General features: G+C 68.5%; 9 protein-coding genes and 1 pseudogene. 4 read left to right on the top strand and 6 right to left on the bottom strand.

The annotated features are described in order from the left end of the window. Both ACFFR3_RS06755 and cutA read left to right on the top strand, forming a co-directional pair. Positions 1–315: pseudogene (locus ACFFR3_RS06755) on the top strand (hypothetical protein); the annotation flags it as partial. Between the two features lie 61 nt (positions 316–376). Continuing rightward, entirely contained in the window at positions 377–709 is a 333-nt protein-coding gene (gene cutA, locus ACFFR3_RS06750) for a divalent-cation tolerance protein CutA (protein WP_345391572.1), read from the top strand. 859 nt (positions 710–1,568) lie between these two features. Here the strand turns inward: cutA and ACFFR3_RS06745 are convergent. The 5 genes from ACFFR3_RS06745 to ACFFR3_RS06725 form a co-directional block, all read right to left on the bottom strand. Continuing rightward, positions 1,569–2,852, bottom strand: a complete 1,284-nt coding sequence (locus tag ACFFR3_RS06745; protein ID WP_379482776.1) for a sensor histidine kinase — start codon at positions 2,850–2,852, stop codon at positions 1,569–1,571. Further along, entirely contained in the window at positions 2,845–3,540 is a 696-nt protein-coding gene (locus ACFFR3_RS06740) for a response regulator transcription factor (RefSeq protein WP_379482775.1), read from the bottom strand. The genes ACFFR3_RS06745 and ACFFR3_RS06740 overlap by 8 nt, the downstream gene beginning before the upstream one ends. Before the next feature lie 64 nt (positions 3,541–3,604). Next, on the bottom strand, positions 3,605–5,488 hold the full coding sequence (locus ACFFR3_RS06735) for a mannosyltransferase YkcB-related protein (RefSeq protein WP_379482774.1): 1,884 nt from the start codon (positions 5,486–5,488) through the stop codon (positions 3,605–3,607). Positions 5,489–5,537: 49 nt separating this feature from the next. Further along, positions 5,538–7,451 (bottom strand): ArnT family glycosyltransferase, encoded by a 1,914-nt coding sequence (locus tag ACFFR3_RS06730; RefSeq protein WP_379482773.1) that lies wholly within the window; start codon positions 7,449–7,451, stop codon positions 5,538–5,540. Positions 7,452–7,531: 80 nt separating this feature from the next. Beyond that, positions 7,532–8,749 (bottom strand): bifunctional glycosyltransferase family 2/GtrA family protein, encoded by a 1,218-nt coding sequence (locus ACFFR3_RS06725; RefSeq protein ID WP_379482772.1) that lies wholly within the window; start codon positions 8,747–8,749, stop codon positions 7,532–7,534. Positions 8,750–9,497: 748 nt separating this feature from the next. Here ACFFR3_RS06725 and ACFFR3_RS06720 point away from each other — a divergent pair. Both ACFFR3_RS06720 and ACFFR3_RS06715 read left to right on the top strand, forming a co-directional pair. Continuing rightward, positions 9,498–10,241 carry a serine hydrolase domain-containing protein gene (locus ACFFR3_RS06720; protein WP_345391560.1) on the top strand — a complete coding sequence of 248 codons (744 nt, stop codon included), beginning with the start codon at positions 9,498–9,500 and terminating at the stop codon, positions 10,239–10,241. Beyond that, positions 10,138–10,722, top strand: a complete 585-nt coding sequence (locus ACFFR3_RS06715; protein ID WP_379482771.1) for a serine hydrolase — start codon at positions 10,138–10,140, stop codon at positions 10,720–10,722. Before ACFFR3_RS06720 ends, ACFFR3_RS06715 begins: the two co-directional genes overlap by 104 nt. 468 nt (positions 10,723–11,190) lie before the next feature. Here ACFFR3_RS06715 and ACFFR3_RS06710 read toward each other — a convergent pair whose 3' ends face one another. Next, positions 11,191–11,586: a hypothetical protein gene (locus ACFFR3_RS06710; RefSeq protein WP_345391551.1), complete on the bottom strand. Its 396-nt coding sequence runs from the start codon at positions 11,584–11,586 to the stop codon at positions 11,191–11,193. Positions 11,587–12,004: the final 418 nt, after the last annotated feature.

Raw genomic sequence — 12,004 nt, 5'->3', positions numbered from 1 at the left:
GTGCCCTGCCCCCTCCCGCTCGCCGAGTGCGTCACCCTGCGCAACGCCCGCGCCGCCGGACCACCGCCCACCTCCCCTGCCGGGCCCGTCACCGTCCAGCGTGTGGTCTGCAGCCGCGGCCACTTCCAGGTCGTCGGACAGAAGATCCAGGTCGGACGGGTCCACGCCCGCAAGATCCTGGACGTGACCGTGGACGACACCCACATCACCGTCCACGACAACGGCGAACCCATCCGCGTCGTGCCTCGAACCACCACCCAGGAGATCACCCGGATCAAGTCCCAGGCGCATACTAAGAAGCGAAAGATCGGCTAGGAGTGTCAAGCATCATCCGATGCCAAAGCGTCAAGCATCAAGTGAGACCAGACAGATCGGCGTGGCTGAGTTCCTTGAGGTTCATGTGACCGTGCCGGATCGTGACGTCGCTGATCGGATCGCCGCTGCGGTGGTGGGTGAGCGTCTGGCTGCCGGTGCGCAGCTTGTTGCGCCGATCACGTCCGTCTACTGGTGGAGGGGTGAGATGAGGCGGGCTGATGAGTGGTTGCTGTTCATGAAGACGACGGGTGAGCGGTTCGAGGAACTGGCCGCTACGATCCGGCGTCTGCATTCGTATGAGGTGCCGCAGATCATCGCCGTGCCGCTGGTCGCCGGGACGGCGGACTATCTGGAGTGGATCAGGCGGGAGGCGGACCCAGAGCTCGGCGCATAGAGATCAGGTCGCGTAGGAGTTCACGCGCGGCGGGGTCGCGCTGGGGTGGCGAGCGCCTTCTCCACGTTCCTTAGGTGGTGCAGGCCCCATGTCGATTCGGTTCGCTGGGCCGCCGTACGCGCTTGGGGGCGATCGACGATCCAGGGTTCGTTCCTCACCCTGGCTCAGCGAGCAACGTGGCTGATCGCGGTTCGGCGGCGGACGGCACGCGGATGCGCAGAGATCCTTGAGCGTGGCCCATGGCGGTGTCAGCTGAGAGGAAACGTCCGTGATCGACTCAACCTACTACGAGTGGTTTCGCCTGCAAACCCCGCTGGTCGTCTACTTGACGTGGTGTTCTGCCACCAAGATGGACGACGTCCTGGCTGTGTATGGCATCTCACCCGAGAGCACTTAGCCCGGCCAGGGCTGGGACGAATGGAAAGAGCTTCTGCGCCTGGCCGAAGTGGACAAAGACGCCCGCGTCCACGACGCTCGCCACACGGCCGACGCTCTTGATCGAGCAGGGCGTGGACATCAGGGTCGTATAGGAAATCCTCGGCCACTCACAACTGACCACGACGAAGCGCTACACCCACATCATGGCCACACTCTCGACCAAAGCAGCAGCCCGCATGGGCCGAGCGCTCTAGGGATGACTGCAACTGAAAATGCAACTGGGCGGGCTTCCAGATCATGGAGATCAGGGAGAGCGCCCAGGTCGTTGAGGTAGGGCGCCCGGGGCTCGAACCCGGAACCTACGGATTAAAAGCCGCAGTTCTCAATGCCGCCGACTATCCAGCCGTTTCTTATGGTGGCACGGTGTCATGCGTTGTCCGCTTTCAAAATGTCCAAGAATGCCGTCCGCTGCCATGCCGCATCAGGTGCCGAAGAGCATCCGACGAGCAACCATGGGGTGGATGGCACCCCTTGACCATTCCCACTTCGCATTCACATGGCCAGACGGGACGGCTTGATTCATGCCCGGCGGATGGATGTCGATCGTGGTGCGACGTGGTGATCTGGCCGGACAAGGCATGAGCTCATATCGAGCCGTTGCTGCCTGCGATCGATGGCCGGGCTGCGCGGTGCCGGGAAGCCGGATCGTGACGCGGAGCCCACCGGTAGGGCAGGGGGTGAGGCCCAGTGTCCCGTCGTGTGCCTGGACGATGCTGTGCACGATGGCCAGCCCGAGGCCGACGCCCGCGTGATCGTCGAGGCGTGCGCGGTGGGTTCCGCGTTGGAAGGGCTCGGTGAGGGTCGGCAGGAGTTCTGGTGGAATGCGATGGCCGGTGTTCTCGATCCGCAGCACGCTCGTATCGCGCCGCGATTCGGTGTGAACCGTGACGGTGCCCTTGCTGGGGAGGTTGTGGACGATGGCGTTCTGGACGAGGTTGGTCACCATCCGCAGCAGGAGTGCCTCGGAGCCAGCGGCCCATGCCCTTCCGCCGGTGACCTTAAGCGCGATCTGGCGCTTCTCCGCGAGGGGAAGCAGCGTTTCCGCGGCTTCCTCGGCGAGGAGGGACAGGTCGACGGGCTCGGGGTTGAAGCTGCCTCGCTCGCTGCGGCTGAGCAAGAGGAGGGCCTCGGTGAGGTCAATCGCGCGCGTGTTGACGGAGCTGAGGCGTTCGATGAGTTCGGTCTGATCCCGTTGGGGGGCATGGCGGGCGACCTCGAGGAGTGTGCGTGAGATCGCCAGCGGGGTGCGTAGTTCATGGGAAGCGTTCGCGGCGAACCGTTGCTGCCGGCTGACGTGGGATTCGAGTTGCTCGAGCATGGCGTCGAACACGTCGGCCAGTTCGCGGAACTCGTCTTCGCCGCCCGGGAGCCGAATCCGATGGGAGAGCGATCCGTCGGAGGCCAGCCGCGCCGCGTCCGCGATCCGGGTCAGTGGTGCGAGCATCCGGCCGGCCAGAATCCACCCTCCCATGAGGCCAAACACCAGGAGGAAAGCCAGTGCCACAGCTGCGGCGGGCAGGAACAGGCGCAGGAGGTCGCTGCGATTGGGCACGTAGATGGGGGCCATGATGCTGACGCGGTCGGGTACGTAGCGCAGCAGGAAGACCCACACCACGGCCAGCAGGAGAGCGCCGGCGAGCAGGAGGAATCCAGCGTAGCTGATGGTGAGTTTCAGTCGGGCGCTGAGCCCTGGGCGTCTATTCATGCGTGCGGTCGGGGTGGACGGGGTCCGTGCCGCTATCAATGCGGTAGCCCACGCCGGGCACCGTGGCGATGAGCCATGGTTCGCCGAGTCGTTTGCGCAGGGCGGAGACGGTGATGCGGATGGCGTTGGTGAAGGGGTCGGCGTTGGCGTCCCAGGCCCGCTCCAGTAGTTCTTCGGCGCTGACGACACCGCCCTGGGCGGTGACGAGGATGTTGAGCACGGCGAACTGCTTGCGGGTGAGAGCCACGTAGCGTCCGTCGCGGAAGACCTCCCGGCGGAAGGTGTCCAGCCGCAGGCCCGCGATCTCGATCACCGGGGGGCGGGCGTACGCGCGTCTGCGGTCCAGCGCCCTCAGCCGCAGGACGAGCTCTCGAAGCTCGAACGGTTTGGTGAGGTAGTCGTCGGCGCCGAGCGCGAAGCCGGAGGCCTTGTCGTCGATCCGGTCGGCGGCGGTGAGCATGAGGATGGGGATGCCGCTGCCGGAGGCGACGATCCGGCGGGCGATCTCGTCACCGGAGGGGCCGGGGATGTCGCGGTCGAGGACCGCGAGGTCGTAGGAGTTGACGCTGAGCAGTTCCAGGGCGGAGTCGCCGTCGCCGGCGATGTCGGCGGCGATCGCCTCCAGCCGGAGACCGTCACGGATGGCTTCGGCCAGGTAGGGCTCGTCCTCCACGATCAGTACGCGCATGACGCGAGCCTAGGAAGCACGGCATATCGCGAGCGTATGCCACCGAACGCGCGGCTTCGGGGTATCAGGGGGTTATGAGGTCGTAGACCTTGGCGGTGCCGACGGTGCGGGCGGTGTAGTTGGTCTTCACCCACTCGGCGATGCGCTGGGCGGCATCGCTGCCGCCGTGGGGACGGCCGTTGCCTGCGGAGATCGTTCCGCCGCCGTCCACGAAGTAGTGGATCTGCTCCTGGGCTACATACTGCTGGAACTGCTCGAGCGTGGGAGCCGGGTCGGTCCCGTTGAAGCCGCCGATCGCCATCACCGGCGTTCGTGTGGCCAGCTGGTACACCGCGGCGTTGAGGGACGTCAACGTCGCGGCGGGCCACCGGTAGGAGTCCGCGTTCGCATTCAGCAGTGCCACCAGTTCAGCGCTGGGGGGAGGCGAGGAGTGCATGAGGACGATCTCGCGGCCCGGCGGGACGCTCTCGCCGCCACCGCCCTGCTGCTTTCCCCGGCCCGTTCCCGTCCGCATCAGACCGGCGCCTGAAGCGACGGCGGGTCCGGCGGTCACGATCACCCCGCTACGCGGGGCGGCGACCGTGTCCTGTGCGTACGCGGCCGGCCCCGCCAACGACACCAGCACGGCCACCCCTGCGACCACCCATCCAGGCAGGTAGGCGGCTCCCAGCAACATCCCGGCCGTGACCAGGCCACCCACGACGACGACTGGGCCCAGCCACGGATGCCAATCGGGGGTGCGCTGCAGCAGCGCGTACGACCACGCCGCTGTGACCGCCGCAACCGCCGCCAGCGGGGCCGCGCCCGACACCGCGCGCCGCCGCGGCCACAGCAGCCCGGCTCCCAGCCCGACCAGGGCGGCGACCGCTGGAGCCAGCGCCACCGTGTAGTACTGGTGGAAGATACCCTGCATCAGGCTGAACACCGCGCCGGTGACCAGCACCCACCCGCCCCATAGTCCCAGCGAGGCGCGCACCCGGTCGGTACGAGCAGCACCGCGCAGCATCCACGATCCGATGACCAGCAGGATGAGCGCGGCCGGCAGCAGCCAGGAGATCTGGCCGCCGTTGGCGTGGCCGAACATGCGGCCCCACCCGGCGTCGTCGCTGGTGTTGCCCAGGCCTCCCACCTCGTCACCGTTGAGCCGGCCCAGCCCGTTGTAGCCCAAGGCCAGTTCCAGGACGCTGTTGCCCTGCGTACCGCCGATGTAGGGACGAGCGCCGGCCGGCACCAGCGCGACAATGGCCACCCACCAGCCGGCGGCGGCCACCATCGCGGCCGTGGCCAGGGCCAGCTGCCAGATCCTGCGCCGCAGCGGTGCCGGCGCGGCCAGCATGTACACCAATCCGAAGGCGGGCAGGACCAGGAACGCCTGCAGCATCTTGGCCAGGAACCCCGCCCCCACGCACGCCCCGCACACCACCAGCCATCGGGTACTCGCCTCCGCCTGGGCACGCACCAACGCGTACGCGGCCACGGTGAGCATCAGCACCAGCAAGGCGTCCGGGTTGTTGAACCGGAACATCAGCGTGGCCACTGGCGTCAGCGCCAGCACCGCTCCGGCCAGCAGCCCCGCGCCTGCCTCGACACGCGCGGGCACGGTGCCGGCCAGCGCGCGCCGCACGGCCGCGTACACGGTCGCGACGGTCGCCACGCCCATCACGGCCTGCGGCAGCAGGATGCTCCACGAGTTCACCCCGAACAACCGTGCGGTAATCGCCATCGGCCACAACGCGGCGGGTGTCTTGTCCACGGTGATGGCGCTCGCCGCGTCGGAGGAGCCGAAGAAGAACGCCTTCCAGCTACTCGCCCCGGCCTGCACCGCGGCCGAGTAGAACGAGTTCGCCCACTCCGAGGCGCCCAGCCCCCACGTGTACAGCACGGCCGTGCCGGCCAGCAGTGCCAGCAGCGCAGGCCGGGCCCAGGCCGGGTCGCCCTCGGTCCGCACGCTGCCGGGCAACCGACAGGGTTCGCGTCAATCCCGCCATGAATGCTCCTCAGCTCAACCGGTACAGCTGCTGCTCAGCGCCCTTTGAGGAGGACAGCGACTCCCCGTACTCGCCGGCGTCGATCAGAGTGCCGTTCTGCCGCACCCACTCCGCGACAGCCGAGATCGCACCCTTACGAGAACCGGCCGACGCGTTGAGCAGGATGTAGCGCAGCTCGCCGTTCTTGACGTACTCCTGCAGCCTGGCCACCGTCATCGCCGGGTCCTGGCCGGTGAAGCCGCCCATCGCGATCACCGGCTCGCCGGTCGACAAGATGATGCCCGCGGCCTGCTGGGCGGCGGACACCGCGACCAGCCAGCGCGCATCGCCCCGGTTCCGCCGCAGGTAGCCGATCAACTCGGGGCTCAACTGAGCGGCTGGCCCGCGGACCACGCGAACGCCGCCCTGCCCGCCCGGTTGCCGCATTCCAGGGGCCTGTTCGTTCGGGCCCTGTTCCATGGATGGCCCCGCCAGCGCGTTGCCGTACGAGTTCTTCGCACCGCCGAATGCGGTCGCCGACGCGTACGCTCCCGGGCCCGCCAGAGCCGCGACCAGCGTGATCGTCACCGACGCGGCGGCGAACCTCCGGCCTCGCCGCCACAGCGCCAGCGTGGGCACCGCCACCACGGTCGCCGCCACGACCACCCAGGGCAGCCACGGATTCCACTCGGGGGTGCGGTTCAGCAGCACGAACGACCACGCGCCCGTGGCCACCACGCCCACCAGCAGCACCCACGACCAGCGGGCCGACCGCCGGTACGCGCCGTACAGCAGCACCCCGCCCGAGCCGGCCAGTGCGGCGACCGCGGGGGCCAGCGCCGTGGTGTAGTAGGGGTGGAACACGCCCCCGGCGAAGCTGAACACGACGTAGTGCACGGCCAGCCAGCCGCCCCACAGCACCAGCGCGGCCCGCGGCAGATCGGTGCGCGGCCGCTTCCGCAGCAGCACCAGCCCCGCCACCAGCGCTAGCACCGCGAACGGCAGCAGCCAGGAGATCTGCCCGCCGACGATGTCGTTGAATAGCCGTCCCGCGCCCGCGGCGCCACCGAAACCGCCGCTGCCTCCGCCGAAACTGCCCGCGCCGGAACTATTCCCCTCACCGAAGATCCGGCCCAGGCCGTTGAAGCCGATGACCACGTCCCACACGGTCCCGTCGGTGCTGCCGCCGATGAACGGGCGGCTCCCGGACGGGATCAGGTCGACCACCACCATCCACCAGGAACTGGACACCCCCAGCGCCACACCGGCCGCCAGCAGATGCCAAATCCGGCGCTGCACCCGCGGCCTGGCTGCCACCAAGTAGGCCAGCGCCAGTGCCGGGACGACCACGAACGCCTGCAGCATCTTGGTGTTGAACCCGCACCCCACGAACACCGCTGAGGCCAGCAGCCAGGTCAGGCGTCCCGTCTCGATCGCGCGCTGGCACGCCCCCGCTGCCAGCACCAGGAACAACACCAGCAACGGGTCGGGGGCGTTCTCGCGGTTGATGGCGACCGTGATCGGCGTCAGCGCCAGCGCCCCGGCAGCGATCAGCGCCGCCGGGAGCCCGGCCGCCCGCCGCACCGTGGCGTGCAGCACCGCGACGGCGGCCACCCCGGCCAGCACCTGCGGCAACATCAGGCTCCACGTCCCGAATCCCAGGACGCGGGCGAACAGGCCCATCGCCCACAGCGCCATCGGGGGCTTGTCCACGGTGATGAACGACTCGGAGTCCAGCGAGCCGAAGAAGAACGCCTTCCAGCTCTCGGTGCCGCTCATAACCGCCGCCGAGTAATAGGAGTTGGCGTAACCGGCTGCCGGCAGGTTCCACGCGTACAGCACGAACGCGGCCAGCACCACGCCCCAGAGCGCGGGACGCGACCAGCGCGGATCGTCCGGCCCACCCAGGAACAGCCGGCGCAGCCGCCCCACTCCAGCATGCAAGCGGTGACTCCCGCGAGGCCTGTTGGAGACAGATGTGCCTGACGGACTGGGGAGCGGTGGCGACTGGTGTGTGGAAGTGGTCATCGAACGTCGTCCCTTCTGCCCGTGTGGACGGCTGTCGGCTCGGCCGGCGCCGGCCGGCGCCCCAAGCGTCGTGGATGGAAGATCCAGGCGCGCATCAGCATGAAGCGCACCAGCGTCGCGACCCCGTTGGCGGTCACCAGCGCGGCGATCTCGACGACACGTGACGCCTCTGGCGCCAGCGCGTGCAGCAGCGCCAGGCCGCCGGTGCTCAGCGCCAGCCCGAGCAGGAACGCGACGCCGCCTTCCAACTGCTGCCGGAACGCCCGCTCCGGCCCGGTCACGCCGAAGGTGAAGCGGCGGTTGGCGGCGGTGTTGCCGATGGTGGTGATCACCAGCGAGACCGCGTTCGCCCACAGCGGTCCCATCACTGTGCGCAGCAGCACGAACAACAGCAGTTGAGCGATCGTGCTGAACACCCCGATGATCGCGAAGGTCGGCAGTTGCCGGGCCATCCCCGCTGGCAGCTTCGGCCGGGGTCGGCCCTCCACCGGGACGCGGAAGGCGCCCGTCAGCATGCGGCGCGCCACCCGGGCCATGCCCTTCAGGTCATCCAGCGCGGTCTGCAGCACGTCCACGCGGCTGTCGGGATCGTCGACCCAGTCCACCGGCACCTCGTGGATGCGCAGCCCGTTGCATTCGGCCAGCAGCAACAACTCGGTGTCGAAGAACCACTTCTCGTCCTGCACCGACGGCAACAACGCCTGCGCGACCACGGTCCGGGCGGCCTTGAAGCCGCATTGGGCGTCGGTGAAGCGGGCCGCCAATGCCGTACGCAGCAGAACGTTGTAACACCGGGAGATCAGCTCCCGTTTCGGGCCGCGTACCACCGCCGACCCGCGGGTCAGCCGAGACCCAATCGCCAGATCGCTGTGCCCGGAGATCAGCGGCGCCACCAGCGGTAGGAACGCGTCCAGATCGGTGGACAGGTCCACGTCCATATAGGCAACCACATCGGCGTCGCTGCGGCTCCACACATGCCGCAGCGCCCGTCCCCGCCCTTTCTGCTCCAGCCGCACCGCCCCCACGTGTGGCAGCGCGGCCTCCAGTTCCAGCGCCGCCTGCCAGGTCCCGTCAATGCTGGCGTTGTCGGCGATCGTGATGTGAAACCGGTAGGGGAAGGTCTCTTCCAGATAGTGGTGCAACCGGCGCACGCTGTGTGCCAGCACGTGCTTCTCGTTGTAGACGGGAATGGCGATCTCCACCAGGGGATCCACGACCAAGGCCTCCTCGCTCTGTCTGCTCCTCGAAGTGCGGCCGCAGAAGTCGTCGGTTCGATGGCTCAGCCGCATCTGCGACGTCTCAGCCGGGCAGGCGCGTCTTCGATGGTCGGCGGACTGACGAGCACAGTCCCGCATCTACGAAGCGCCCGCGCCGGCAGTGATGCGCTGTGGTCCATGCGTCCACTGAAGACGGAAGATCGTTGCCGTGGCGTATGCGATTTTCGATATGGCCGCGATACGTCCACGGCGGACGATCTGTCGCGCCATGCTGAAATGCGGCACCAGTCGAGCCGGCGCACCAGGCCTGGCACTCCTGCCAGCGAGCTCGGTCCCTTCGGTCACGTCCCCAGGCGGCCCGTCTCCGCGGGCACGAGATCACCGTGTTCCACAACGACCCTGAGACCACCTGGTCGGCGCGGTGTTCCCGACGGCGGCCGCTGCCGGCGCGAACCGTGACACACCCATGACATGGCGGGGACGCGGCGGGGATATGGCCGGTCGACAGTGGACGGGGCTGACAGGCGGACGGGCCACGGAGCGCGAGACGAGATCCGCGACGCGTCCGGCCAAGGCCGGACGCGCCGCCCGGCCGAAGGGTTCGGCCCGCACCGGATTCATGCGGTGCGGCCCAGGGTGGCTTCGGCATCGCCCTCGTCAGGCAGCGCGCGTCGGTAGCCCTGGGGCGCTGTGACCGTCCGCTGGACAGGAAGCGCCGTGAAGGTGATCACGAAAAGGAGAAGACGTGGCTGTTGACGGAATGTGGAACCGGCGTTCGCTGTTGCGGGGCGCTGCGGTGGCGGCCGGTGCCGCGACTGTGCCGCTGTTGGACGCCGCGGTCGCGGCGGGAGCGGGCGGCGCTGACAAGGTCGCCGGCCTCCCGCCGGACACTCTGCCCGGCGGGGCCTACGACAGGTACGTGGCGAAGCTGGCCGCCGCGGGCAAGTTCTCCGGCGTGGTGCTGCTGTCGCACAAGGGCCGGACGGTGTTGTCGCGCAGCTACGGCATGGCCGACAAGGAGAAAGGGATCGCCAACAGCGAGCGCATCGCGTTCAGTCTCAGCTCGGCGGGCAAGCCGTTCCAGGCGGTGGCCATTTTGCAGTTGGCGCAGCAGGGCAAGCTGAAGCTGTCGGACACGGTGGGCACCTACCTGAAGGGCTTCGCCAAGGACGTCGCCGAGCAGGTGACCGTCCACCACCTGCTCGCCAACATCTCCGGGCTGAAGAGCCCGGATGAGGACGTGCGGCGCGTCTTCCAGAGCAAGGAGGAGGTGCAGGAGTACTACGAGCGGTGGGCCCGCCATGCGAAGCTGGCGGCGCCCGTCGGCACTTCCACCGGCCACGCCGGGGCCGAGATTGTCATCCCCGGCGCTCATCGTGCAGGCAGTGACGGGCAAGACGTACTGGGACTACGTCGAGGAGAACATCTTCAAGCGCTGCGGCATGATCGGCTCGGCGTTCTACACCAGGCCGCGGTGGCTCACCGATAAGCACATCGCGCACCCGTACATGCGGTCGGCTGACGGCCGCGTGGTGGACGCCGTCCGCAACCTGGACAAGAGCAGCTCGAACCAGGCCACGCTGGGCAAGAACCCGGGCCGCGGCTTCATCGACGTCCCCGGGGACGGCGGCTTCGCCACCGCGGCGGATTTGGTGCGGTTCGCGCACGCGCTGAGCGACGGCACGGTGCTGGAACGGCCTTACGCCGAGGTGCTCACCGCGCCCAAGTCGCCCCATGGGCCGGGGTCGTTCGGGGCTTACCAGATGCCGGTCCGTATCGTCGGCGGTCAGTGGGTGCACGGCCGCGCCGGCGCCAACCCCGGGGTCGGCGCCAGTTGGAACATCTACCCGTACACCGGCTGGGTCGGTGTCATCCTCAGCAACAGCGACGGCGCGATGTTGCAGGAGTTGAGCGCTCGAGAGGTACAGGCCGTCACCGGAGGCACGCCCGGGGGCGGCGGGGGCGGCTGATACCGGTCCGGGGTGTGATCAAGCACTCGACCCATGATGATCGAAAGCGACATCCGGGACGGGCCCAGCCGCCGCACCCGCACCTCGACGACCACGCCACGGCCCGCTGACCGGCGGGCCGGCCAGGCGTCGCTGGTGGTAGCGGTGCAGGCTGGATGACCTGCCTCGAGATGGCCGCGGGGCGGACGGCCGCCTCATCGCTCCAGCGTGCTCGGTCGGTCGGCGTCGCCTCCGGCATCGCCGTCCGGATCGAGCCGCGACCAGACCCGCGCCAGGCCGCGCAGGTCGTCCTCGTCCAGCCGGTTGTGGAAAAGGCAGCGCAGGTCGCCGTACTGCGGCCGTGAGGGTGACGACGGTGTTCAGGGAAGGCTTCGCCGCGGGGGTGCGGGGCCTGGTGGAGGGAGGCTCGCCGGTCGGGACCGACCCGGCTCTCAAGGGTGCTCACCTCGAGAAGGTGGCCGCGGTGCGTCAGCCCGCCGGACTGCGTTCCATCGAGGGCCTGGTGCGCTGGGACATGGACGCGGCGCTGCGCGAGACGAAGCAACCGATCACTGTGTTCGCGATCCGTACCTCATCACCCAGGAAGCCATCGACCGCTACGGTGACCGGCTCGACATCGTGCTCGTCGATTTGGGCAGCCACCACTTCCCGGTGGAGTCGCCAGCGGACACGGCGAAGCTCCTGGCCGGCGTGACAGGCGAGTAGGGGCCGGCCTGAGGTAACGAATACCGGCCGCACCGAGCTCTCCACAAGGCTGCTCTGCTCCGGCCGCTCCCCGGCTCGGATGCCGGTCAAGCCCCGATCACCCGGCTCGACGCCCGCCGACATGATCGACGCGGTGGTGTTCTCAGGGAGTACCGGCATGCTGCTTGACCTGAACGGATGAATTTTCGGCACCCGCAATGTTCGCGAGAGACAGCTATCAAGTGACCGGGTGCCGGGAGAATATCTGTCCCTCTGCTGGAATCCTGGCGGTCTCAGGTGATCACAGCCCGGCAGCGGGAAGCGGCTCGTCCGGACCCTGTCGCCGCCCACCGCGGGCCGTACGCGTGCCGAAGAGCATCAGACGAGCATGAACTCGGCCTTATTTACCTCGCACCAGGCGTACAGGAACCGGGAAACCCCAGGTCGAATGGGGTGTGGAGTGGTAGGGCGCCCGGGGCTCGAACCCGGAACCTACGGATTAAGACCGTGACTCATTTGGGGTTTGGTCGTTGAATCTTTCGTGGATGCCTTCCTTCGACGACTGGTGCCTGATGAGTTGTGGGAGTTGTTCCAGCGG

This window comes from Nonomuraea salmonea, assembly GCF_042428605.1.
Lineage (GTDB): Bacteria > Actinomycetota > Actinomycetes > Streptosporangiales > Streptosporangiaceae > Nonomuraea > Nonomuraea salmonea.
The sequence above is the reverse complement of the archived record's forward strand: the minus strand, read 5'-3'. Positions and strand labels throughout refer to the sequence as shown.